At 71.0% G+C, this 24102-nt stretch carries 22 protein-coding genes; 11 read left to right on the top strand and 11 right to left on the bottom strand.

The features are described 5' to 3' along the window. The first annotated feature begins 121 nt into the window (after window positions 1–121). A complete protein-coding gene (locus I0C86_RS06640; protein WP_196200317.1) occupies window positions 122–1717 on the top strand; it encodes a histidine kinase N-terminal domain-containing protein in 1596 nt (531 codons plus the stop codon). A 21-nt stretch (window positions 1718–1738) separates the two neighbouring features. Here I0C86_RS06640 and I0C86_RS06635 read toward each other — a convergent pair whose 3' ends face one another. Then, window positions 1739–1954, bottom strand: a complete 216-nt coding sequence (locus I0C86_RS06635; protein WP_196200316.1) for a DUF1737 domain-containing protein — start codon at window positions 1952–1954, stop codon at window positions 1739–1741. Window positions 1955–2036: 82 nt separating this feature from the next. After that, window positions 2037–3509: a glycosyltransferase family 39 protein gene (locus I0C86_RS06630; protein WP_196200322.1), complete on the bottom strand. Its 1473-nt coding sequence runs from the start codon at window positions 3507–3509 to the stop codon at window positions 2037–2039. Between the two features lie 414 nt (window positions 3510–3923). Here I0C86_RS06630 and I0C86_RS06625 point away from each other — a divergent pair, with 414 nt between their 5' ends. From I0C86_RS06625 to I0C86_RS06610, 4 genes are all read left to right on the top strand, one after another. Then, a complete protein-coding gene (locus I0C86_RS06625; RefSeq protein ID WP_196200315.1) occupies window positions 3924–5663 on the top strand; it encodes a nitrite/sulfite reductase in 1740 nt (579 codons plus the stop codon). Continuing rightward, complete coding sequence (locus tag I0C86_RS06620) at window positions 5660–5821, top strand: hypothetical protein (protein WP_196200314.1); 162 nt, start codon at window positions 5660–5662, stop codon at window positions 5819–5821. The genes I0C86_RS06625 and I0C86_RS06620 overlap by 4 nt, the downstream gene beginning before the upstream one ends. Before the next feature lie 155 nt (window positions 5822–5976). After that, window positions 5977–6705 (top strand): phosphoadenylyl-sulfate reductase, encoded by a 729-nt coding sequence (locus I0C86_RS06615; RefSeq protein WP_407676272.1) that lies wholly within the window; start codon window positions 5977–5979, stop codon window positions 6703–6705. Beyond that, a complete protein-coding gene (locus I0C86_RS06610) occupies window positions 6687–7538 on the top strand; it encodes a sirohydrochlorin chelatase (protein ID WP_323373495.1) in 852 nt (283 codons plus the stop codon). Before I0C86_RS06615 ends, I0C86_RS06610 begins: the two co-directional genes overlap by 19 nt. Window positions 7539–7593: 55 nt before the next feature. Here the strand turns inward: I0C86_RS06610 and I0C86_RS06605 are convergent, their stop codons facing one another. Together I0C86_RS06605 and I0C86_RS06600 are read right to left on the bottom strand one after the other, a co-directional pair. Continuing rightward, window positions 7594–7851: a WhiB family transcriptional regulator gene (locus tag I0C86_RS06605; protein WP_130464821.1), complete on the bottom strand. Its 258-nt coding sequence runs from the start codon at window positions 7849–7851 to the stop codon at window positions 7594–7596. 417 nt (window positions 7852–8268) lie between these two features. After that, window positions 8269–9219, bottom strand: coding sequence for a diacylglycerol/lipid kinase family protein (locus I0C86_RS06600; protein WP_196200313.1), 951 nt, complete (start codon window positions 9217–9219; stop codon window positions 8269–8271). A gap of 42 nt (window positions 9220–9261) precedes the next feature. On the opposite strand from I0C86_RS06600, the gene I0C86_RS06595 reads away from it, so the two are divergent. Continuing rightward, a complete protein-coding gene (locus I0C86_RS06595; RefSeq protein WP_323373494.1) occupies window positions 9262–9660 on the top strand; it encodes a hypothetical protein in 399 nt (132 codons plus the stop codon). Between the two features lie 151 nt (window positions 9661–9811). On the opposite strand, the gene I0C86_RS06590 is transcribed toward I0C86_RS06595, so the two are convergent. After that, window positions 9812–10219: an ATP-binding protein gene (locus I0C86_RS06590; protein WP_196200312.1), complete on the bottom strand. Its 408-nt coding sequence runs from the start codon at window positions 10217–10219 to the stop codon at window positions 9812–9814. 294 nt (window positions 10220–10513) lie between these two features. Continuing rightward, a complete protein-coding gene (gene sodN / locus I0C86_RS06585) occupies window positions 10514–10921 on the bottom strand; it encodes a superoxide dismutase, Ni (RefSeq protein ID WP_196200311.1) in 408 nt (135 codons plus the stop codon). A gap of 83 nt (window positions 10922–11004) precedes the next feature. Here sodN and I0C86_RS06580 point away from each other — a divergent pair, with 83 nt between their 5' ends. From I0C86_RS06580 to I0C86_RS06565, 4 genes are all read left to right on the top strand, one after another. Continuing rightward, complete coding sequence (locus I0C86_RS06580) at window positions 11005–11355, top strand: S24/S26 family peptidase (protein WP_323373493.1); 351 nt, start codon at window positions 11005–11007, stop codon at window positions 11353–11355. Window positions 11356–11493: 138 nt separating this feature from the next. Beyond that, window positions 11494–12717, top strand: a complete 1224-nt coding sequence (locus tag I0C86_RS06575; protein WP_196200310.1) for an NAD(P)-dependent malic enzyme — start codon at window positions 11494–11496, stop codon at window positions 12715–12717. Window positions 12718–12846: 129 nt separating this feature from the next. Beyond that, window positions 12847–13800: a zinc-binding dehydrogenase gene (locus I0C86_RS06570; RefSeq protein ID WP_196200309.1), complete on the top strand. Its 954-nt coding sequence runs from the start codon at window positions 12847–12849 to the stop codon at window positions 13798–13800. Between the two features lie 466 nt (window positions 13801–14266). Next, complete coding sequence (locus I0C86_RS06565) at window positions 14267–15451, top strand: right-handed parallel beta-helix repeat-containing protein (protein WP_230393674.1); 1185 nt, start codon at window positions 14267–14269, stop codon at window positions 15449–15451. A 67-nt stretch (window positions 15452–15518) separates the two neighbouring features. Here I0C86_RS06565 and I0C86_RS06560 read toward each other — a convergent pair whose 3' ends face one another. The 3 genes from I0C86_RS06560 to I0C86_RS06550 form a co-directional block, all read right to left on the bottom strand. Next, complete coding sequence (locus I0C86_RS06560) at window positions 15519–16520, bottom strand: alpha/beta hydrolase family protein (RefSeq protein ID WP_196200307.1); 1002 nt, start codon at window positions 16518–16520, stop codon at window positions 15519–15521. Between the two features lie 42 nt (window positions 16521–16562). Then, window positions 16563–17513, bottom strand: coding sequence for an alpha/beta hydrolase family protein (locus tag I0C86_RS06555; RefSeq protein WP_196200306.1), 951 nt, complete (start codon window positions 17511–17513; stop codon window positions 16563–16565). 104 nt (window positions 17514–17617) lie between these two features. Beyond that, the gene (locus I0C86_RS06550; protein WP_196200305.1) at window positions 17618–19858 is read right to left on the bottom strand and encodes an MMPL family transporter; all 2241 of its coding nucleotides are present in this window, start codon (window positions 19856–19858) and stop codon (window positions 17618–17620) included. A 124-nt stretch (window positions 19859–19982) separates the two neighbouring features. Here I0C86_RS06550 and I0C86_RS06545 point away from each other — a divergent pair, with 124 nt between their 5' ends. Next, on the top strand, window positions 19983–20153 hold the full coding sequence (locus I0C86_RS06545) for a hypothetical protein (protein ID WP_196200304.1): 171 nt from the start codon (window positions 19983–19985) through the stop codon (window positions 20151–20153). Window positions 20154–20259: 106 nt separating this feature from the next. Here I0C86_RS06545 and I0C86_RS06540 read toward each other — a convergent pair whose 3' ends face one another. After that, window positions 20260–20439 (bottom strand): DUF6104 family protein, encoded by a 180-nt coding sequence (locus tag I0C86_RS06540; RefSeq protein WP_196200303.1) that lies wholly within the window; start codon window positions 20437–20439, stop codon window positions 20260–20262. A 122-nt stretch (window positions 20440–20561) separates the two neighbouring features. Continuing rightward, window positions 20562–24102: multifunctional oxoglutarate decarboxylase/oxoglutarate dehydrogenase thiamine pyrophosphate-binding subunit/dihydrolipoyllysine-residue succinyltransferase subunit (locus I0C86_RS06535; RefSeq protein ID WP_196200302.1), on the bottom strand; the 3541-nt coding region annotated here is incomplete at its 5' end.

Genomic DNA, 24102 nt, shown 5'->3' with positions numbered 1-24102 from the left:
CCCGTAACGTCCGACTCGTCCTGCCCGGCCGGACGTTACGGGATCACGGGCGCTCGGACCGGGGTGTGGTGGGGAGGGCTCTGGTACCCGTGGCGGGGGGTGGTCGTGGCAGGCTTGGCCCGTGTCCACGCTGCGCGATCTCGCTGAGGAGCACACCGGCCTCCGTCCGGTCGACGTCGACCACCTGCACCGGGTGGCCGGCGACTGGCAACTGCTCTCCGACCTGTCCTTCGCGGATCTGCTGCTCTGGGTTCCGGTCAACTCCGGCGACGGCTTCGTCTGCGTCGCCCAGGTACGCCCGACCACCGCGCCGACCGCGTACCAGGACGACCAGGTCGGCCGGATCGTCGGCGGACCCGAGGTGGCGCACCTGGAGATCGCGTACAGCCAGGGCCGGATCTGGCGGGAGGGCGACCCGGTCTGGTACGGCGACACCCCGGCCCGGCACGAGGCGATCCCGGTCCGGCTGCGCGGCGGCGACGGCGAGGCGGGCGAGGTGATCGCCGTGGTGGGCCGGGACACCAATCTCTCCACCGCCCGCACGCCGAGCCAACTCGAACTGAACTACCTCACCACCGCCGACGACCTCGCCCAGATGCTCTCCGACGGCACCTTTCCGCCGGTCCGGCACCCCGGCGAGACGACCACCGCACCCCGGGTCGGCGACGGCCTGGTCCGGCTCGACGCCAACGGCAAGGTCACCTACGCGAGCCCGAACGCCCAGTCCGCGTACCGGCGGCTCGGCTTCGCCTCGCACCTGGTCGGCGAGGACCTGGCGGCGCTGAACGGGCGGCTCGCCGCCGATCCGCTGGAGGGCACCGAGGCGGCGAACCGGGTCCTGGCCGCGCTGCGCGGCGAGGCGCCGCCCCGACGGGAGATCGAGGCACGCGGGGCGACAGTGCTCACCCGGGCCCTGCCGCTGATGCCCGCCGGAGTGCCGATCGGCGCGCTGGTCCTGGTCCGCGACATGACCGAGGTACGTCGTCGGGACCGGGCACTGATCACGAAGGACGCGACGATCCGGGAGATCCACCACCGGGTGAAGAACAACCTGCAGACCGTCGCCGCCCTGTTGCGCCTCCAGGCCCGCCGGGTCGGCATCCCGGCCGCCAAGGCCGCCCTGGAGGAGTCGGTACGCCGGGTCGCCTCGATCGCGCTGGTGCACGAGACCCTCTCGATGTCCAGCGACGAGGCGGTCGAGTTCGACGGCATCGTCGACCGGGTGGCGTCGGCCGCGGCCGAGGTGGCGGCGACCGAGGTGCCGGTACGGATGCGCCGGCAGGGCAGCTTCGGCGTACTGCCCGCCGAGATCGCCACCTCGCTGGTGATCGTGCTGAACGAGTTGCTGCTCAACGCCGTCGAGCATGCCTTTCCGGCGCCCGAACACGCCTTCGCGGGGCCCGACGAGGGCGGCGCGGCCGGGGAGCCTGCCGAACTGGTCGGGGTGGCCGAACTGACTCTGCCGGCGCGACCGGTCGAGGAGGACGATCCGGCCGAGGTGGTCGTCTCGGCCCACCGGTTCCGCAAGCAGTTGCATGTCACGGTCGCCGACAACGGCCGTGGCCTGCCGGACGACTTCGACGCCGACCAGGGCAGCCGGCTCGGCCTCCAGATCGTCCGGGCGCTGGCCACCGGCGAGCTGCGCGGCACGATCGAGCTGCGCAACCGGGCCGCCGGCGGCACCGAGGCACTGCTCGTGGTCCCGCTGGCCCGATAGGGTCGCGCTCGCGGACAGAGGTCAGTGACCACCAACGGGTGGAGCATCGTCGGTACTACCCGGCCAGACGAGGGCCTGGGCCACGACGACGCGAGTTCCGTCGAAGGTGACAGCCGGACCGGCATGAAGGCGGAACCCGAGGTCAAGGGCATCGCTGACGCGCCGGCAGAATGTCTCGTCGTCTGGTCCGGTAAGAACCCGGTAGCGGGGCAGTCCTTCGGGTGGTTTGTCGCTCACACCTGCCAGCGTGACAGATGAGATGCGAGAGCCCCTACCGCGCCGAGGCAGGCCGAGTCGCCGGGCGCCGGTTCCGGGGTGCTCAGCGGCGGGCCGGACGAGGGGTCAGCAGCGCCACGGTGAGTCCCGGCACCGTCCACCGCCGGTCGACCCCGAACCGGGCCCGCAGCGGATCCGCCCGGCTGGCGGGCACCCCGGCCAGCGGATCGGCGTGCTCTCCCCAGACCAGCAGCCAGAGCCGGTCGACCGGCTCCAGGCAGCGCTCGGGCTGGGCGCACTCGGTCGCCCACAGGTCGGCGCGGCGTACCTGGTCCTGCGCGAGCAGCACGTCCCGGGGGCGGCCGGCCGGCAGGTAGTAGGCGATGGCGAGGTCGAGGAACGCCCAGCCGTCGCGGGGGGCGTACAGGATGCCGTCGCCCGGTTGCCGGTGTGCCGCGATGATGCGTACCGCCGCCGGATAGTCCACCGGAGCGGTCCGGGGCGACTCGTGGGTACGCCGGAGCGCTGCCTGCTCCGGTGCGCCGATTACGCCGGCAGCCAGCACGATCGCCAGCGCGGCCGGTAGGCGGAGCGGGGCGAGAGTCGCGGCGGCCAGCAGGGCGCCGAACGGCACGACGAAGACCAGGTAGCGGGGCACGAAGAGCGGGGTGAGCTGGCCGGCGACGAAGAGCAGTGCCGCCGGCAGCAGCACGGTCAGCCCCAGTACCGCGCCCCACCGGCCCCGGCTCGCGGCGCCGACGGCGGCGAGCCCGAACAGCAGCCCACCCACGATGCCGGCCTGCACCACGCTGCCGGGCAGCCCGACGAGCGCGGCCAGGCCGGGCCGGCCCACCCAGTCGAGTTGTCGGCCCTGCTGACTTCGGCCGAGCACCGCCAGCGGCACCAGCACCAGTCCGGCCGCGCCGACCGCCACGAGCCAGCGGGCCGGTACGCCGTCGCGCACCCAGCGGGCCGGTACGCCTCCCCTCCGGTGCTGGTCCCGCCGATCGAGGAGTACCGCGACCGCGTGCCCGGCCAGCAGGCTGACCGCGAACAGGTTGGCCAGGCCCAGCGCGGCGATCGTGGCCGCGTACCCGAGCCAGCACGGCCAGGCCGGTCGGTGCAGGGCCCGGACCAGCAGCAGGGTGGCCAGCACCGCGAGCAGGGTGACCAGGGCGTACGGCCGGGCCTCCTGCCCGAACCGGGAGGTGCTGGGCAGTACGGCGAGGAGCAGTCCGCCGAGCAGGCCGACCCGGGGACCGAACAGCCGGCCGCCGAGCACTGTGGTGAACGCGGCGGTGCCGGCCATGGCGAGCGCGGACGGCAGGCGCAGGGCGAGGACGGAGTCCCCGAGGACCGCGATCCAGGCGTGCATCAGCAGGTAGTACGCGCCGTTGACGGCGTCGATGTTGCCGACCAGCCGCAGCAGGTCGCCGACCGGGCGGGACGCCGCACTCCAGGTCGCCAGCTCGTCCCGCCAGAGCGGGGCGCGGTCGGGTTGGATACCGGTGACCACCAGCGTCGCCAGGGCGGGCCAGAGCCAGACTGCCCGGTACGCCCAGTCCGGCAGGCGGATCCGGCGAGCGGGGCGATCTGAATCGCCTTCTATGGCAGACGAAGCATGATCTGCCCCATTAACACCGATACGCGAGATCCTAGCGTGAAGCTGGCCACATCGGGTCCGCCAGTCGGGATCCCGTGGTCGGGGCTGTGGTCCAGGCGATATGGATATGGCAGCATGACGGTATGACCGCCGCCGAACGCCGATTCGCGAGGCCGGGATTCACCTCCCGCCGCCACGTCGATTACGGCCGCGTTCGCAGCGCGATCTGTCCGGCTCACTGACGCCGCCCGGACCTGTCCGTCCTGGGCGCGTATCGCGCCGGCTCTCCGACCCAGTCCTCGCTGACAGTCGTTCCCGGCCCACTAGGGCCGAGTGCCGCCGCCCTGCGCGTCCACCGAGCCACACCGAACAACGGAGGACGCCGCGATGGCGGTCAGCAGCACCCCGGCCCGACCCGGCGCCACGAGCGAACCGGCGGGTAGCAGCGTACCGGCGGCCCGACCGGCCCGCCGTAAGCGAGGCGAGGGGCAGTGGGCGCTCGGCCACCGGGAGCCGTTGAACCCGAACGAGCGGACGAAGAAGGACGACAACCCGCTGCACGTACGGGCCCGGATCGAGAACATCTACGCGCACGGCGGGTTCGCCTCGATCGACCCCGCCGACCTGCGTGGCCGGTTCCGCTGGTGGGGGCTCTACACCCAGCGCAAGGCGGGGATCGACGGCGGGCGCACGGCGGTGCTCGAACCGCACGAGCTCGAGGACGAGTACTTCATGCTCCGGGTCCGGATCGACGGCGGGCAGCTCAGCCTCGCCCAGCTCCGGGTCATCGCCGACATCTCGCAGACGTACGCCCGGGACACCGCCGACATCACCGACCGGCAGAACATCCAACTGCACTGGATCCGGGTCGAGGACATGCCGGAGATCTGGCGCCGGCTCGAAGGTGTCGGCCTGCAGACCACCGAGGCGTGCGGCGACTGCCCCCGGGTCGTGCTCGGCAGCCCGGTCGCCGGAGTCGCCGAGGCCGAGAAGCTCGACCCCACCCCCGCGATCGACGAGATCGTCCGCCGGTACGTCGGCGACCCGGCGTACTCCAACCTGCCGCGCAAGTTCAAGACCTCGATCTCCTGGCTGGTCGACACGCCGCACGAGGTCAACGACATCGCGTTCCTCGGGGTGGAGCACCCGGAGCACGGTCTCGGCTTCGACCTCTGGGTCGGCGGCGGGTTGAGCACCAACCCGATGCTCGCGCAGCGGCTCGGCGTCTGGGTGCCGCTGGACGAGGTGCCCGACGTCTGGGCCGGGGTGGTCGGGATCTTCCGGGACTACGGCTACCGCCGGCTGCGGCACCGGGCCCGGCTCAAGTTCCTGGTCGCGGACTGGGGCGTGGCCAAGTTCCGCGAGGTGCTGGAGAAGGAGTACCTGGGCCGGAGCCTGCTCGACGGGCCGGCGCCGGAGCTGCCGGAGAAGCCGATCGACCACATCGGGGTGCACCGGCAGCGGGACGGTCGCAACTACGTGGGGGCCGCCCCGGTGGTCGGTCGGGTCTCCGGCAGCCAGCTCGCCGAACTCGCGGACGTGGTGGCCGAGCACGGCAGCGACCGGGTCAGCCTCACCCCGTACCAGAAGCTGCTGGTCCTGGACGTGCCGCCGGAGCGGACCGACTCGCTGGTCGGCGCGCTGCGCCGGATCGGGCTGGAGGCCTTCCCGTCGGTGTGGCGGCGCGACACGATGGCCTGCACCGGCTTGGAGTACTGCAAGCTCGCGATCGTCGAGACCAAGGCCCGGGGCGAGGAACTGGTGGCCCGGCTGGAGGAACGGCTCGCCGGTGCCGACCTCGGCGATTCCGGGCTGAGCATCCATCTCAACGGCTGCCCGAACGCCTGCGCCCGGACCCAGACCGCGGACATCGGCCTGAAGGGCCAGCTCGTGATGGGACCGGACGGGCGTCAGGTCGAGGGCTTCCAGGTACATCTCGGCGGCGGCCTGGGCATGGCCCAGGGGCAGTCCGCCGGCTTCGGCCGCAAGCTGCGCGGCCTCAAGACCACGGCAGCGGAACTTCCCGAGTACGTCGAGGGGCTGACCCGCCGCTACCTGACGGGCCGTACCGAGGGCGAGAGTTTCGCGAGCTGGGTCGTGCGAGTCGACGAGGAGGAACTGCGATGAGTAGTGAAACCCGAGCCGCGCCGATGTACTGCCCGTACTGCGGGGAGGAGGACCTGCGACCGAACCCGGAGTCGCATGGTGCATGGGAGTGCCACGCCTGTGCCCGCGTCTTCACGGTGAAGTTCACCGGCCTGCTCGCCTCGGCGGTGAACCGGTGAGCCCGGTCATGGCGACGCATCTCAACCTGATCAAGCTCGGCCCGGGGGCGCCGTCCGGACGTGGTCCGGCCACCCGGAGCCCGGCCCCGGGGAACTCGGCCGTCGGAAGCCCGCTCCCGGGGAACTCGGCCGTCGGAAGCCCGGCCCTGCGGAACTTGTCCGTCGGAAGCCCGGTCCGGACCGATCCGGCCCGGCGGGATCCTGACGAGTTGCGGGCGCTGGCCGAGGAGGCGGGCCGGGAACTGGAGGGCGCGCCGGCCCCGGAGATCGTCCGCTGGGCGGTGAAGGAGTTCGGCGAGCGTTTCTGCCTGACCAGCTCGATGGCCGACGGGGTGCTCGCGCACGTGGTGTCCAGGGTGGTGCCCGGGGTCGACGTGATTTTCCTGGACACCGGACTGCACTTCCCGGAGACCCTCCGGGTGCGCGACACGGTGGCCCGGACCCTGCCGGTCAACGTACGGTCCATCCGGCCCCGCCAGACCGTGGGCCAGCAGGACGGTGAGTACGGCCCTCGGCTGTTCTCCCGCGCACCGGACGAGTGCTGCGCGATGCGTAAGGTCGAGCCGCTGGAGCGGGCGCTGGGCAATTACGACGCCTGGGCCGCCGGACTGCGCCGGGACGAGTCGCCGACCCGGGCGAACACTCCGGTGGTGGGCTTCGACCCGCGTCGGGGCAAGGTGAAGGTCAACCCGATCGCGGCCTGGACCCAGGCCGAGGTGGACAGCTACATCGCCCGCTGGAACGTGCCGGTCAACGAGCTGTTCCGGCAGGGCTACACCTCGATCGGCTGCTGGCCCTGCACCCGCCGGACGAAGGCGGGCGAGGATCCGAGGGCCGGCCGTTGGGCGATGTTCGAGAAGACCGAGTGCGGCTTGCACCTCTGACCGCTGTCCCGGCCCCGATCGTGCTGGTGGCACACGGGAGCCGGGATCCGCGGGCGGCGCTCGCCACCGAGGCGCTCAGCCGGGCCGTGGCGGCGGCCCGGCCCGGTGTGGTGGTCCGGGCCAGCTATCTCGACCACGGTCCACCCCGGCCGGCGGCGGTACTGGCCGAGTTGGAGGCGGCCGGTCACCGGCGGGCCGTGCTGGTGCCGTTGCTGCTCACCGCCGCCTACCACGGTCAGGTCGACATCCCCGACGCGGTGGCGGCGGCCCGCTCGGCGGGGTTGGGCATCCCGGTGCTGGTCGGCGACGTGCTGGGGCCGACCGAGGCCGGTGTCGATCCGCGACTGCTGGCGGGGCTGAGTCGACGGTTGACCGAGGCCGGCGGTTCGGTGGACGGGGCTGCCGACGCCGGACGTGTCGACGGGGTGGTGCTGGCTGCCGCCGGCACGAGAGATGCGGTTGCCCGCCGTACGGTCGAGGAGGCGGCAGAGGCGCTCGGTGCCGTCCTGGCCGTTCCGGTCCGGGTCGGGTACGCCTCAGCCTCGCCGCCGACTGCGGGCGTGGCAGTGGCCGAGCTGCGGGCCTCCGGTGCCCGACGGGTGGCGGTCGCCACCTACTTCCTGGCCCCGGGCCGGCTCTACGAGACGGCGATGGGCTCGGCCCGGGAGGCGGGCGCGGTGGCCTTCGCGGCTCCGCTCGGTGACGCTCCGGAGTTGGTCCGATTGGTACTGGCAAGGGCGGAAGCGGCCGAGCACGGATCATTGCCGAGAGTGGGCATGAACGAGACGGTCAGCGAAATTCCTTCGGTACGGCCGTCGTCAATTCGTGAATAGCTGAACGCCCTGGGGAACGTGTTCCCCAGGGCGTTCAATGCGATGGTGTGGTCGGTCAGGCAGAGTGAGCGCGCAGGACCCGCAGGCCACCACGGCGCTTGACGGCGCGCCGTTCTTCTTCGCTCATTCCGCCCCAGACGCCGGCGTCCTGACCGGATTCGAGTGCCCACTGCAGGCACTCGTCGGTCACGGAGCAACGCCGGCAGACGGCCTTGGCCTGCTCGACCTGCAGGACGGCTGGCCCGGACGTTCCGATCGGGAAGAACAGCTCCGGGTCTTCGTCGCGGCAGGCAGCATGGTGGCGCCAGTCCATGGCGGCAACACTCCTCAATCTGGGTGGGCGGCAGTGCTTTTGTGGATCTTTCCTATATGCGTCCGCGGTGCCGATCGCGACGGTATGGGCCCATCGGTTCGACAGCGCGAGAGCAGGCTTTGTCTTTGTGGAACCCGCAGTGGACAGGCTGCTTGTCGAGCGCGTCCATGCAATGTCCCGGTAACTCAAGTTCGCTTGTGAATACTTTCACGAACTCTCGTGATGTCAAGGGTAACGCCCCGAAAAACTCTGGGCAGGTGAGACAGCTCACGGCGCATTTGTCCGGATTGCCACCCTCGTCGGCACCCGGTGTGCCACAGCCAAGAATCAATATAGTACAGTGCGGCCGACATTGCTGGCATTTCCGGCACCGCCCTCACCGTTGCCGAGGCTTCTACCGGTCGATGTACCCCAGCGCTAGCAGATTACTCTTAGTGCGGCCGTAACGGAGGTGAATCGGACTTTGTTTCGCTCTCCGAGATAGTCGCCGTCGAGCTGGAACGCCTGCGGACGCTCTGCGACCAGGGAAAACTCGTCCAGATCGTGCAGTCGCAAGATTTGCCGGCCGCGAGGATCGGGCTGCCGGGACAGGCTCTGCGTCACCATCCGTGTTGTGCTCTGTACCCGCAGGCGGCGCATGGCGAGCACATCGAGGCCGAGGTCGAACGAGGCGTCCGGATTGGGATTGACCTCACGGTCGCCGACGTAGGTCCAGGGCGCGGTGTTCTGGATGATCACTGTGGCGAGTTCACCCTCCGTGATCTCACCCGGACGTTCCAGCCTGATCGTGGGATGCCGGCGTTCGTCACCCAGGAGGTACTGGCTGACGATCGACCGCAGGTACAGCGCCGGAGTCGAGACCCGACCGCGTCGACGGGCCCGCTCGACCCGGTTGATGACCGCCGCGTCGAGCCCGAGCCCCGCGCAGAAGGTGAAGTACCGGTCGTCGGCCCGCCCCAGCCCGATGGTGCGGACCCGGCCCAGCCGCAGTCCTTCGAGAATCACACCGGCGGCGTCCGGCCACTGACTGGGCAGCCCGAGCGCCCGGGCGAACACGTTGGTGGAGCCGCCCGGCACGGTCGCGAGGGCCGGCAGCTGCTCGGCCGTCGGACGGCCCTCGTCGGTGTCGGCCGGTCCGGACGTCATCAGGCCGTTGACCACTTCGTTGACGGTGCCGTCGCCCCCGAGGGTGACCACCAGGTCGACGCCCTGTCGCGCCGCGGCTCTGGCCAGCGCGACCGCGTGTCCCCGTCGCCTGGTGTACTCGACGGTGAGGTCGACCTCGCTGCGGAGCGCCCGGACGAGCACGTCACGGCCGCGGCCGGTAGTGGTGGTGGCCTTGGGATTGACCACCAGGATGGCCCGCATGGGCGGCACTGTACCGCGAGCCGCCGAGGTATCGTGGCGGCCGTGACAAGCGTCCCTGAACCTATGCCCGGCTCCCTGCGCTGGGCGGTGTGGCTGCTGCGGGCCGAGGGAATCGCTCTGGGCCTGCTGACGGTCTTCCTTGTCTACGCCACCCTGCGCGAGACCGCCAGCCTCGTCGGCGGGTTGTTCGTGACGGTCTTCGCGCTGGCCGGAGCCGCCACGCTGTGGGCGCTCGCCGTCGCGCTCGGCCGTCGCCGGACCATGGCCCGCGCGCCGGCCATCGTGCTGCAGTTCATGCTGGTGCCGATCGGCTACTACATGATCCAGGGCGGGCTGGCCTGGCTCGGCGTCCCACTGATCGTGCTCGGCCTACTGGTCTGTGGCCTGCTGCTGAGCGGGCCGACGAACCGGGCGCTGGGCCTCGACGCCGAGCGGGCCTGAGCCGAGTACCCGAGCGGGCCTGAGCCGAGTACCCGAGCGGGCCTGAGCCGAGTACCCGAGCGGGCCTGAGCCGAAGCACACCGGTCCGGCTGAGCGGGCCTGAGCCGAGCACGCCGGCCCAGGCCGGGCGGGCCCGCGCCGAGCGGGCCGGTCAGGCCGCGCCGGCCCGGCGGGTCAGCAGCATGATGGTCGCCCGGCCGTTGACGGCGGTAGCCGAGGCCGAGGTGGTCAGGGCGGTCAGCACCTTCCAGGCGAACGACGACTCGGCCGGAAGTCGTGCGCCCCGCGTCGTCGCGACGGACACCTCGACGGTCAGCGCGTCGTCGGTGACCGAGAACCGGCACTCGAGTTCGGCGTTCCGGGTCGCGACGGCCAGCAGCATCGCGCACGCCTCGTCGACGGCGATCCGCAGATCCTCGATCTCGTCCAGGGCGAACTGTAGCCGCGCGGCCAGTCCGGCCGTCGCGGTCCGTAGTACGCCGAGGTAGCCACCGTCAGCGGGCACGGTGAGCAGGACGACGTCGTCGCCGGTCTGCGGCGGTGTGGTCAGTTGAGTCACCAGGCATGTCCCCCCGTATCGGACTCTACTCGCCCGCCGGGCGCCGGTGGTGGCTCCGGCCGACGAGCGGTCCGACCCCGGCGGGTCGGTGCGACATTACCGGTTGGTCAGCGGAACGTTCCCGGTCAGCGGTGTTCCCGGATCAGGTCAGCGGTGTTCCCGGATCAGGTCAGCCAGCCATCGGTTCGGTCGGCACGGCGACAATGGCCGGCACGTCTTGGTGACGTGCCGGCCGCGTCGTCGTACCGGCGTCAACGCGTCGGGCGTCGATCGGCCCGGCGGAGACGACGGAAGTCACGCCTGCTTGGTCTCCCAGAAGATCTTCGCGATCTCGTCGATCTTCTGCAGCAGCTCGTCGGCCTTGGACGCGTCGGTCGTGGCCTTGGTGCCGCCACCACCACCGGCGAGCTTGGTGGCCTCGTTGAACAGCTGGTGGAGCTGTGGGTACTTCTCGAAGTGCGGGGGCTTGAAGTAGTCGGTCCAGAGCACCCAGAGGTGGTGCTTGACCAGCTCGGAGCGCTGCTCCTTGATGATCAGGGCGCGGGTGCGGAACTCGGGGTCGGTGTTGGCCTGGTACTTCTCGTCGATCGCCTTGATCGACTCGGCCTCGATCCTGGCCTGGGCCGGGTCGTAGACGCCGCACGGCAGGTCGCAGTGTGCACTGGCGACGATGCGAGGTGTAAGGATGCGTGGAAGTCGCATGTGACCCTCCAGGGCAAGTCTGTGATGATCCAGGATGACAGTACTCCTGCGATATGTCCCCGTAGGGGCGGAGGTGAAACTCGGTGTCCGCCAACACTCCCCGCGTCGGGCATCGGCTCCGGACGCCGCTGTTCGCCGTACTCGTGGCGGGGCCGTCGATGGTGCCGACGCTGCGGCACGGCGACGCGTTGCTGGTCCGGCGCGGTGGCCGCCCGATCCGGCCCGGAGACCTGGTGGTCGCGGTGTTCCGGACCCGGCCGGACCTGCTCGTGGTCAAGCGTGCGGTCCGCGCCACCGACGGTGGCTGGTGGGTACGTGGGGACAACGAACTGGTCACCGACGACTCGCGGGTGTACGGGGTGGCCGACGTGCGCGGGCGGGTGGTGTTCCGGTACTGGCCACGTCCGGGGCGGTTCAGTTACCGCTCGGTATGACCCCTGCGGGACGGCCTGCGGCCGCGACGCCACTATGCTCGGTAGTTGATACCGGGTGACCCCCGCACCGCTGCCGGTGATCGCCGATCTCGCGTCCAACCGGCCGCTCCGACTGCAACGACGCATCTTGGAGTCACCATGTCATCCACCGCTGTGGACCCCACCGATCCAGCCTTCGATCTGCATCGGGGGGGCAAGATGGCGGTCACCGCGACCGTTCCGCTGGCCACCCGGGAGGACCTGTCCCTCGCCTACACCCCGGGCGTCGCCCGGGTCTGCGAGGCCATCGCCGCCGATCCCGCCCTGGTGGACGAGTACACCTGGGTCTCGCACACGGTTGCGGTTGTCACGGACGGGTCGGCGGTACTGGGGCTGGGCAACATCGGCCCCCGGGCGGCGATGCCGGTGATGGAGGGCAAGGCGGTGCTGTTCAAGCAGTTCGGTGGGGTGGACGCTGTGCCGATCTGTCTGGACACGCAGGACGTCGAGGAGATCATCGCGGTGGTGACCGCGCTGGCTCCGTCCTTCGGGGGCATCAACCTGGAGGACATCAGCGCGCCCCGGTGTTTCGAGATCGAGCGTCGGCTCGACGAGGCGCTGCCGATCCCGGTCTTCCACGACGACCAGCACGGCACCGCCGTCGTGGTGCTCGCCGCGCTGCGGAACGCCGCCACCCTGCTCAACCGCAAGCTCGGCGACCTGCGGGTGACGGTCAGCGGTGCCGGTGCGGCCGGGGTCGCGGTGACCAAGATGCTGGTGGCCGGGGGTGTCAACCCGGCGGAGGTGGTGGTCTGCGATTCGCGGGGGATCATCGGCCTGGGCCGACCGGACCTGACCGCGACCAAGGTGGAGCTGGCCGAGCTGACGAACGCCGCCGGCCGGACCGGTGGCATCACGGAGGCGTTGCGCGACGCCGACGTACTGATCGGCGTCTCGGGTGGACAGATTCCCGAGGACGCGGTGGCCGGGATGGCTCCCGGCGGCGCCATCTTCGCGCTGGCCAACCCCACCCCGGAGGTGGACCCGGAGGTTGCCGCCAGGTACGCCTCGGTGGTCGCGACCGGTCGCAGTGACTATCCCAATCAGATCAACAACGTGCTGGCCTTCCCCGGGATCTTCCAGGGGGCGTTGGCGGCACGGGCGGTCCGGATCACCGAGGGCATGAAGGTGGCCGCCGCCGACGCGATCGCGACGGTCGCCAGCGAACGGGCGTGGCCGGGCGGGGACGATCCGGCCGGGCCGGAAGCCGGGCAGCTCCGGGCCGACGCCATCGTGCCGTCGCCACTGGACCCGAGGGTGGCGCCGGCGGTCGCGGCGGCGGTCGCCGAGGCGGCTCGCCGGGACGGCGTCGCCCGCGCCTGATCGTCGTTCGCGCCTGATCGTCGTTCGCGCCTGACCCTCGCCCGGCCTTGGTCGGCTCGGTCGTCGCCGGCCCGGTACGCCGGTCGCCGGCCGATCGGCCGGGCCGGTCGGGCGTGTAACGTCTGGATCATGCGTGCCGCGTACGCCTCGATGTTCGATGCCGATGATCCGCTCGCCGCGCTGGTTGTCGGTGATCGACCCGAGCCGACCCATCCCGACCCGGACTGGGTGACGGTCCAGGTACGGGCAAGCTCGCTGAACCACCACGACATCTGGTCCCTGCGCGGGGTGGGGCTGCCCGCCGACCGGCTGCCGATGATTCTCGGATGCGACGCGGCGGGGGTCGATCCGGACGGCAACGAGGTGGTCGTCTACCCGGTGGTCCCGGATCCGGGCGATCCACGGGGGATGTCGCTGCTCTCCGAGAACCATCCCGGCACCCTCGCCGAGCGGGTCGCGGTGCCCAGGGCCAACCTGGTGCCCAAGCCGGCCGGCATGTCCTTCGCCGAGGCGGCCTGTCTGCCGACGGCCTGGCTGACCGCGTACCGGATGCTCACCACGAAGGGTCGGGTGGCCGACGGCGAGGCGGTACTGGTGCAGGGCGCCGGTGGCGGCGTGGCGACGGCGGCCGTGGTGCTGGCGGTGGCGCTCGGTAAGCGGGTGTACGCCACCAGCCGGAACGCGGGGAAGCGGGACCGGATCGCCGCGCTCGGCGCGACCGCCTTGGCGCCGGGGGCACGCCTGCCGGAGCGGGTCGACGTGGTCGTCGAGACCGTTGGCGCGGCGACGTTCGACCACTCACTGAAGTCGGCCGCGCCGGGCGCCCGGATCGTGGTCAGCGGCGCGACGGCGGGGTACGAGCCGGCCGTGAACCTGCGCCGGGTATTCGCGATGCAGTTGGAGATCCTCGGGTCCACCATGGGCACTCCGGCGGAACTCGCCGGTCTGCTCGACCTCTGCGCGCGGCGGGAGATCCGGCCGGTGATCGACGAGACCCTTCCCTTCTCCCGCGTGCCGGCGGCCTTCGCCCGGTTGCTCTCCGGGGACGTCTTCGGCAAGGTGGTGCTGGACCACGCCGGTTAGTGCGGTGGTCACGGGCCCGGTCCGGGACCCGACACGCCCGGGAGTCGATTGAACACGCACGGGCAGCAGCATGTGAGAATCCGGACATTTCACCTGGAATCAAAACGGACAGCCGGGCGGAATAAGCCGCCGAAAATGCGCCACTAAGTCAGAGTAAAGCCGGACCTTAGAAGAACTAAAGGTTCGGTTTGATCCCTTTCCTTCGTACCCTCGCCCGCTTCCGACCGGCGGGTACAGTCGTCCCGTTCCGCCCCCCTCTGATCGCGGATGACGCATACGGCGAAGGAGTCGGATCTTGATGAGTTTCTCTGCGGCGGGCCAACGTAATCGGCATACACCGGCAGTCCGGCGAGGCGGCCGAAGGTGGGCCTGGCGTACGCCGCGTTCACTCGTGGTGGCCTCGGCGACCTTGGCGGTCATCCTCACGGGTATTGGTGTCGCGGTCGCCAGCAGCGGCGACGGGTCGTTGACGATTACCAAGAACGGCACCGTCCTGGAGGGGCGCAAGATCGACGGCTACGTGCATATCAAGGCCAACGACGTCACGATCAAGAATGTCACCGTCAAGTACGGCGGCGCGCACGCGGTACGGGTTTTCGAGGGCTTCTCCGGAGCGGTCATCGAGAGCACCTGGATTCAATGCACCCGACCCGAGACGAATGGACTCGTGTTCGGCAACTACACGGCCCGCAAGGTCCACATCTCCGGCTGCAAGAACGGCTTCATGCACTCGACGGACGCTCCCGCGACCATCGTCGAGTCGACCTGGAACGGCAAGCCGGTCGCGGCCGGAGACCTGCCCCCGGCGGAGCCGGACCCGACGGCGACGACACCCGGTGCGACGCCGACCCCGGCCGAGGAGTCGGCGGGGCCGGCGGCCAATGCGAGCGTGAGCAGGGCACCGAGCACCCGGATCCCGTCCACCTTCCCCGGCCCGGACAACACCGGCGTACCGCCGGGCACCAAGTTGACGGCCTCCGGCTCGATCAAGGTCACCGAGGACGGGCGGGTGCTCAGCGGCCTGAACATCACCGGCTGCGTGACGGTTACCGCGAAGAACGTGATCCTGCGCAAATCCCGGATCACCTGCGACGGCCTCTACTCGATCCGTACGGACGGAGCGGTGAACCTGGTCGTGGAGGACGTCGAGATCAATGGCCAGGGAAAGAACTCGGCAGCGGTCTGCTGCGGCGAGTACACGTTGCGCCGGGTCGACATCAGCAATGTCATCGACGGTCCCCGGCTCGGTAGTGACGTGGTGGTGGAGAATTCCTGGATCCACCACCTCACCAGGCAGCCTGGTTCACACAATGACACCCTGCAGACGACCGGTGCCTCCAATATCGTCGTCCGGGGGAACTCGCTGGAGGCGTACAACCCGGTCACCAGAGATCCGTTCAACGCCTGTCTCATGATCGGATCGACCACCGGCCCGGTCGTCTCGAACCTGGTATTCGAGGGGAACTACTGCAACGGCGGCAACTATTCGATAGGGGTACGGGAGGATCTCAACGCCTCCAATATCCGGCTCCAGAGCAATGTCTTCGGCCGGAACCACCGGTACGGCGTGATAGCCCGACCGGACCAGCGTGGCATCACCTGGGACCGGGCGACCAACCTGTACGCGGACAACCGTAGGCCGGTGGTCTGACCACCCTTTCGCGGGGCGCGGCCGGTCGGGACCGACCGGCCGCGCCCCCACCACGGGGGCGGAGCGGTCAGAGGCGGTCGTCGAGGGAGGCAAGGCCGCCCCGGGCCGCCTGGGCGGGCAACCGGCGCAACGCCTGCGGATCGCCGTACAGGGACCAGCGGAGGAACTCGACAGTGGTGTCGGCAACCACCTTGAGGGCCTGTTCGTCGCTTCCGAGCAGCGCTCCGACGTGGTCGCCGTCGGGCAGCGTCAGCATCGCCTTCGGCCACGGAACCCGGTCGTAGGCGGCCTTGCCGGCCCGGTACGACACCACGTCGTCGAGTTGACCGTGCACGAAGAGCTGCGGCGCGGCCTGCCCGCTGAACGCGGTACCCACGCCCAGCGCCGTACCGGCGAGCACGATACCGGCGTCGAGTCGCTCGTCCCGGCCGGCGGTGAACAGGCCGATGGTGGTCACCCCACCGGCCGAGTGTCCGGCCGCGCCGACCCGGTCGATGGCGAGGTGGCCGCGCAGCGGGTCACCGGCCCGGGTGTCCAGGGCCAGCACCCGGGTCAGCACGTACGACGCGTCGGCCGGCTGGTTCACCACATCGAGCACCTGGAAACTCGACACCCCCCGACTCGTGTGCGGATAGGCCGGCGCCACCACCACGAAGCCCGCCGCCGACCAGCGGTCGAGCAGCGGCCGGTAGTCCTTGGGCCGGGCGGTCAGACCGTGGCTGAACAGAACCACCGGAAACCGTCCCTGCGCGACCCGGGCGCCCTCGACCGCCCGGTTCCCGGCGGTTCCGGCGGCCGGGTACCAGACGGTGACCGGAAGCGGCCGGTCGCCACCCCGGTTGAATTCCAGCTCCCGGATGCCCACCCCGAACCGCCGGTTCGGCGCGACGCCCTGCGGCACCCCGGCGCGGCTGGGGCTCGGCGCGGCGCTGCCGACCGGGGTCGGGCCGCCCCCCGGTCGATCGGACGCCGATCCGCGCGGCTCGGCCGAGCAGCCGGTTAGGGTCACGGTGAGGGTGGTCGCAAGGGTCGCGCTGGCCAGGACGGTACGGGCGGAGCGTCGGCGCATGTGCTCCAGTGTGCCGCGCCGTCCACCTGGGCGGAGGATCGGTCAGTCGAGCTGGTCGGCGAACTCGGTGACACCGGGGGCGGTGGCGGCGGCCGGAAGTTGGCGACGGGCCTCGGAGTCGCCGTAGAGGGTCCAGCGCAGGAAATCGGTCGTCGCGCCCATCGTCTGGTCGAAACCGGGCTGCCCCGGGGTGAGGTACTCGCCGTGTCCCTGACCGGTGAGCGTGAGGAACGCCTTGGGCCAGGGCACCCGGCGGTAGGCGTTCCGGCCGGTGCTCACCGGCACGACCCGGTCGGCGTCGCCGTGCACGAAGAGCAGCGGCGCGGCCGGCCCGGCGAACGGACTGCCGGCCATCCCGCCGCCGGCGATCACGATTCCGCCGCGCAGCCACTCGGAATGCCCCGGCGCGAACAGGCCGGCGGTGGTGTAGCCGCCGGCGGAGTGTCCCACCGCGGCGATCCGGGTCACCGCCAGATGTCCGGCGAACCGGTCGCCGGCCAGCCGGTCCAGGCGGCTCACCTGCTGGATCACCTGCCAGGCGTCCGCGGGCTGGCGCCGGACGTCGCCCCGGTCGAACCGGGCCGTCCGGCGGTTGGTGTGCGGATAGGCCGGCGCGGCGACCACGAAACCGGCCGCCGCCCACCGGGAGGTCAGTTGGGCGTGCATTTCGGGCAGGCTGTGCAGACCGTGACTGAACAGCACGAGAGGAAACCGGCCCGGGGGCATCGCGGCGTTCCGGCTCGGCCTGGTCCGACCGTCGGCGGCGGGACCGGCCGAGGCGTCGTTCCGGGCCGGGTACCAGACGGTGACCGGAAGCGGGCGGGCGGTGCCGCGACCGAGATCGAGCGTACGCACGCCGACCGCGTACGTCCGATCCGGCGCCCCGCCCGGCAGTGCCGTCGGGGCCGGCGCGGCGACCGCCCACCCGCAGGCGGTGAGCGCGATCGGCAGCAGCAGGACCGTCAGCCCCGCGAGCAAGGGGTTCACGCGCACAGCACAGACGCTAGACGGCGGACCGCCGCCCGAGGCCAGCTTTCCGGTCCTCGTGCGGCGGCCACCCGGACGGTTTGTCCCACCGTCCGCCCCCGATTCGGTTGTCAGGACGTCGACGCCCAGGGCGACCGCTCGCCGTGCGGCGCCTCGCCGTGCGAGACCCGGGGCAGCCACTCCAGCCACCGGGGCAGGTACCAGTTGCGGTGGCCGAGCAGGACCATCACCGACGGCAGCAGCACCGCCCGGACGATTGTCGCGTCGATCAGCACCGCGACGGCGAGACCGAAGCCGAGTTCCTTCATCGACACCAGTGAGCCCGTGGTGAACAGGGCGAAGACCGCCACCATCACCACGGCGGCACTGGTGATCACCCCGGCCGTACCCCGGATGCCCCGGGAGATGGCGAGCCGGCTCGGCCAACCCCGGTCGTGACCCTCCCGGATCCGGCTGAGGATGAAGACGTGGTAGTCCATGGAGAGCCCGAACAGGATGACGAAGAGGAACAACGGCACCCAGTTGGTGATGGAGCCGACGGAGGTGAAGTCGAGCAGCGAGGCGCCCCAACCGTGTTGGAAGACCACGACCAGCAGCCCGTACGCGGCGGCGACGGAGAGCAGGTTGAGCACGATCGCGGTCAACGCCACCACCAGCGACCGGAACGACACCAGCATCAGCAGGAACGCCAGGCCCAGCACGAACCCGAACACCAGCGGCACGCTGCGGCCCAGCGCCGCGTTGAAGTCGACCGAACTCGCGGCCAGGCCGGTCACCAGCACCTCCGCGCCGCCGACCCCCTGGACGGTGCGCGGGATGACCTGTTCCCGCAGGGTTCGTACCGCCTGCTCGGATGTCGCGTCGACACCGGAACCGGACAGGCCCAGCCGGACCAGCGCGACCGTCCGGTCCGGGTTGACCTCGACCGTCACCGGTTCGTGCAGCCGGCCGGTGGCCACCGCCTCGGTCCGGAGGTTGTCGATCGCGGCGGTCAGGGCCGGGGTGGCGACGTCGTCGGCCCGGATCGCCACCACCGCCGGCTCGGCGCCACCGGGGAAGGCGGACTGGACCCGGAGGAAGGCGGTCAGCGCCGGCCCCGGGTTCTTCAGCGCGGTGACGTCCTCCTCGGCCGTCCGCATGCCGAGCAGCGGCAGCGCCAGCGTCAGCAGGGCGGCGACGGCCACCGTCGCGGACAGGCCGGGCCGGCGCAGCACCGCGCCCAGAAACGCGCGGGTGGCCCGGCCGCTGGACTGCCGCCGGTACAGCCCGGGTACCCGGCCCAGGTCGACCCGGTCGCCCAGCTTGCTGAGCACCGCCGGCAGCACCGTGAGCGCGCCGACTCCGGCGGTGGCGACGACCAGGATCGTGCCGACCGCGAGGCTGATGAAGGTGGCGTCCTGGGTCAGGAACATGCCCGACATCGCGATGATCACGGTCAGCGCCGAGATCAGCACCGAGCGGCCGGAGGTGGCGGCGGCGATCGCCAGCGCCTGCTCCCCGCTGGCGCCCTTGGCCCGCTCCTCCCGCTCCCGACGCAGGTAGAACAGGCAGTAGTCCACCCCGACGGCGAGTCCCATCAGCAACATGAGGTGCATGGTGGTGTCCACCGCCGGGGCGAGCCGGCTGGCCAGCGCGAGCAGGCCGAGCGAGCCGAGGAACGCGGTCAGGGCCAGCCCCATCGGCAGTACGGCGGCCAGCAGTGCCCCGAACGCCACGATCAGGATGCCCAGCGTCACCGGGATGGAGAGCATCGACAGCCGGTGCATGTCGGCGTCCAGGGTCTTGTTGAGCGCCTCGCCGATGCTCGCGCCGCCGGTCTGCGCCACGTACAGGTCGGGGTGGTCCCGCTGGACGGCGGCCACCGCGTCGCGTACCGGTCCGACCCGGTCGGCGGCGTCCTCGGCCGGCCCGGTCAGGTCGAAGGTGACCAGCGTGGCGTGCCGGTCGGCGGAGACCGCGTCCGACCGGATGTTCTCCACCCGGCCGGTGCGCTCGACCGCGGCGATCGTCGCGGCGACCGTGGCCCGGAAGGCGGGCGCGTCGGTGACCAGCTCGTCGCTCTCGATCAGCACCACCTCGCCGGCCCGGTCCGGGAAGCCGGCGGCGGCGATGATCTCGTCGGCCCGGCGGGAGTCGCCGTGCCCGCTCTCGCTGTCCGTCACCTCGACGGTGCCCAGGACGGTGCTCAGCGCGGTCGCGGCGATCACGAACAGGAGCCATCCGAGGACGGCGGTGGCCCGGTGCCGGGCGCTCCAACCGGCGATTCTCGCGGCGAGGTTGGCCGGCCGCCGGGCCGCCTCGGCGCGCGGATCCGCCCTCGTGGTGGGCGGCGGGAGAGTGCTCGTCGTCATGGTTCGACGCTATGAGCCGGGCTGGTCCGGATCGATCCGGGAAGCACCCGGGTGCGGGGTAGGGTCGGCCGTGCCGGGAGGGTAGGGCAAGCCCGACCCAGGCCAGGTTCGCTAGGGTGCTGGCATGGCTGAGCAGCACCCTGACCCGAGCGGTAACACCGAGGCTTTCCGGGTCTTCGCCCACTCCACCGAACCAGGCACCGTCGAACCGACGTCCAGGCTGCCACTGATCATCGGGGTCGCGATCGCGATCGCGGTGCTGGCCGCCCTGGTCGGTTGGCTCGCGCTGCGCTGACCGTCCTGATCGGCCGGCTCGGCCCGGGCCGAGCCGGCCGATCAGGCCAGACCCGGGTTGACCGGCGAGGTGCCGCCGGCGGTCCGGCCCGCGTCGGGCGACAGCCTCAGAGGTCGTCCTCGTCGTCCAGTCTGGCCAGCCAGGTGGCGAACCGTTCGGTCGGCGTCTCGAACTCGGGATTGAGGTCGACGAAGTCGCGCAGCCGCTGGCCGAGCCACTCCAGGGTCACCGTCTCGGTGCCCCGACGCTCGACAAGTTCCTCGATGCCTCGGTCGGTGAAGTACACGCCGCTCTCTTTCGTTGTTCCGTGACCCGCCCGCTCCGTTCCGAGCCGGTCCGCTGGCCGGGGACCTGCCGAAGTGGACGGATCCACATTCTGCCCGGCCCCCGGTCGGCGGGTGTCCGCTGTCAGGGGCGGGGCAGCGCCGCCTCGATCAGCGCGGCCTGCTCGACGTCGTGCATCTTCGCCGAGCCGACCGCCGGGGCGGCGGCCGCCGGACGGGAGATCCGGCGCAGCCGTACGCCCTCCAGGTGCTCCAGGAGGTTGAGCGCCACGAACGACCAGGCGCCCTGGTTGGCCGGTTCCTCCTGGACCCAGGCGAAGTCCTCCGCGTTCGGGTACCGCGCCAGCGCGGCCCGGATCTCGTCGACCGGAAGCGGGTAGAGCTGCTCCATCCGGACGATCGCGGTGTCGGTGATGCCACGGTCGGTCCGGGCCTGCAACAGGTCGTAGTAGACCTTGCCGGAGCAGAGCAGCACCCGCTTGACGGCCTCCGGTGCCGCGTTGGAGGTGTCGTTCATGACCGGCTGGAAGGTGCCGGTGGTGAAGTCCTCGACACTGGACACGCAGAGCTTGTGCCGGAGCAGGGACTTCGGGGTGAACACCACCAGCGGCTTGCGCTTGGTGGAGAGTGCCTGCCGGCGGAGCAGGTGGAAGTAGTTCGCCGGGGTGGTGGGGATGGCGACCCGCATGTTGTCCTCGGCGCACATCTGGAGGAACCGCTCCGGCCGCCCCGACGTGTGGTCCGGGCCCTGGCCCTCGTGCCCGTGCGGCAGCAGCAGGGTCACCGCCGACTGCTGGGCCCACTTCACCTCGCCGGACGAGATGAACTCGTCGACCACGGTCTGCGCCCCGTCGGCGAAGTCACCGAACTGGGCCTCCCAGAGGACCAGCGCCTCGGTGTTCTCCACCGAGTAGCCGTACTCGAAGCCCATCGCGGCGTACTCGCTGAGCAGGGAGTCGTGCACGAAGAACCGGGCCCGGTCGCCGGCCATCGCGGACAGCGGCACGTGCTCGGCACCGGTCCGCGAGTCGACGATGACGGCGTGCCGCTGCACGAAGGTGCCACGTCGAGAGTCCTGCCCGGCGAGCCGGACCGTCACGCCGTCGTGCAGCAGCGATCCGAAGGCGAGGATCTCGCCGTAGCCCCAGTCGATGTTGCCAGCCTCGGACATCTTGGCCCGCCGGTCCAGCAGTTGCTGGATCCGCTTGTGCGGGGTGAAGCCCTCCGGCAGCGTGGTGTGCGCCGTGCCGATCGCGTGCACGGTCGGCACGGTGGTGGCGGTCTCGACCTCCGGCTCCGGCTCGGCCTGCCGGCGGGGCCGGGCGGCCGGTCGGGCCGAGGAGGCGGCGTCCCGGGTGGCCTTGAAGACCCGCTCCAACTGCGCCTGGAAGTCGCGGAGCAGTTCCTCGGCGTCCTCCAGGGTGATGTCGCCGCGGCCGATCAGTTCCTCGGTGTAGAGCTTCCGGACCGAACGCTTCGAGTCAATGATCTTGTACATCAGCGGGTTGGACATCGCCGGGTCGTCGCCCTCGTTGTGCCCGCGCCGCCGGTAGCAGACCATGTCGATCACGACGTCCTTGTTGAACGCCTGGCGGTACTCGAAGGCGAGCCGGGCCACCCGGACCACGGCCTCCGGGTCGTCGCCGTTCACGTGGAAGATCGGCGCCTGGATCATCCGGGCCACGTCGGTGCTGTAGAGGCTGGAGCGTGAGTACTCCGGAGCCGTGGTGAAGCCGACCTGGTTGTTGACCACGACGTGCACGGTGCCACCGGTCCGGTACCCGCGCAGTTGGGAGAGGTTGAGCGTCTCCGCGACCACGCCCTGGCCGGCGAACGCGGCGTCGCCGTGTACGGCCACCGGCAGCACCGTGTAGCCCTCCAGCTTGAGGTCGATCCGGTCCTGCTTGGCCCGGACGATGCCCTCCAGCACCGGGTCCACCGCCTCCAGATGGGAGGGGTTGGCGGTCACCGAGACCTTGATCGAGTGCTCGCCGTCCGGGGTGGTGAACTTGCCGGCCTGGCCGAGGTGGTACTTGACGTCGCCGGAACCCTGGGTCGACCTCGGGTCGAGGTGCCCCTCGAACTCGGAGAAGATCTTCTCGTACGGCTTGCCGACGATGTTGGCCAGCACGTTCAGCCGGCCACGGTGGGCCATCCCGATGACCACCTCGTCGAGGTCGTTCTCGGCGGCCGACTCCAGCACCTCGCCGAGCAGCGGGATCAGCGACTCGCCGCCCTCCAGCGAGAAGCGCTTCTGGCCGACGTACTTGGTCTGGAGGAAGGTTTCGAACGCCTCGGCCGCGTTGAGCCGGTTGAGCACGTGCTTCTGCTCGTCCGCCGCGGGCTTGGTGTACTTGCGCTCGATCCGCTCCTGGATCCAGCGCCGCTCCTCCGGGTCCTGGATGTGCATGTACTCGACGCCGACCCGGCGGCAGTACGAGTCCCGGAGCACCCCGAGGACGTCGCGTAGCTTCAGCTTCTGCTTGCCGGCGAAGCCGCCGACCGGGAAGGTCCGGTCCAGGTCCCAGAGGGTCAGGCCGTGCTGGAGCACGTCGAGGTCCGGATGCTTGCGGATCTTGAACTCGAGCGGGTCGGTGTCGGCCATCAGGTGCCCACGCACCCGGTAGGCGTGGATGATCTCGATCACCCGGGCGGTCTTGTCGATCTGCCCCTCGGAGCTGACCGCGACGTCGCGCATCCAGCGGACCGGCTCGTACGGGATGCGCAGCGAGGTGAAGATCTCGTCGTAGAACCCGTGCTCACCGAGCACCAGCTCGTGGACGATCTTGAGGAACTCGCCGGACTGGGCGCCCTGGATGATCCGGTGGTCGTACGTGCTGGTCAGCGTGATGATCTTGCTGACCGCCAGCTCGGCGAGGGTCTCCTCGGACATCCCCTGGTACGGCGCCGGGTACTCCATCGCGCCGACGCCGATGATGGTGCCCTGCCCGACCATCAGCCGCGGCTGGGAGTGCACGGTGCCGATCCCGCCCGGGTTGGTCAGCGAGATCGTGGTGCCGCCGTAGTCCTCCATGGTCAGCTCGTTGCGCCGGGCCCGCCGGACCACGTCCTCGTACGCCTGCCAGAACTGCCGGAAGTCCATCTGCTCGCAAGCCTTGATCGACGGCACCACGAGGGTGCGCGAACCGTCCGGCTTGGCCAGGTCGATCGCGATGCCCAGGTTGACGTGCTCGGGCCGGACCATCGCCGGCTTGCCGTCGACCTCGGCGAACGAGTTGTTCATCTCCGGGTGCTCGGCGAGCGCCTTGATCAGGGCGTACCCGATCAGGTGGGTGAAGCTGACCTTGCCGCCACGGCCCCGGGCGAGGTGGTTGTTGATGACGATCCGGTTGTCCACCAGCAGCTTCGCCGGTACGGCGCGCACGCTGGTCGCGGTCGGCACCGACAGCGAGGCGTCCATGTTCTGCACGATCCGGGCGGCCACCCCCCGCAACGGGGTGCTCTGCCCGCCGCCGGCCCGGCCGGCTCCGCTCTTGGCGGCCGGGGCCGGCTTGCTCGGCACCGGGGTCGCCTTCGGGGTCGCCGGAGTCGCCTTCGGGCTCGCCGAGGCCGGCTTCGCCGGGGTCGCCGCCTTGCCCGCAGGCGTCGCCGCCTTGCCGTCCGACGTCGCGGTCGCGCGCTTCGGCGCCGCCGGGGCGCTGGTC

Origin of the sequence: Plantactinospora alkalitolerans, from assembly GCF_015690345.1 — a bacterium.
GTDB lineage: Bacteria > Actinomycetota > Actinomycetes > Mycobacteriales > Micromonosporaceae > Plantactinospora > Plantactinospora alkalitolerans.
Note: the sequence above shows the minus strand (reverse complement) of the source record. Positions and strands in the feature narration are given on the sequence as shown.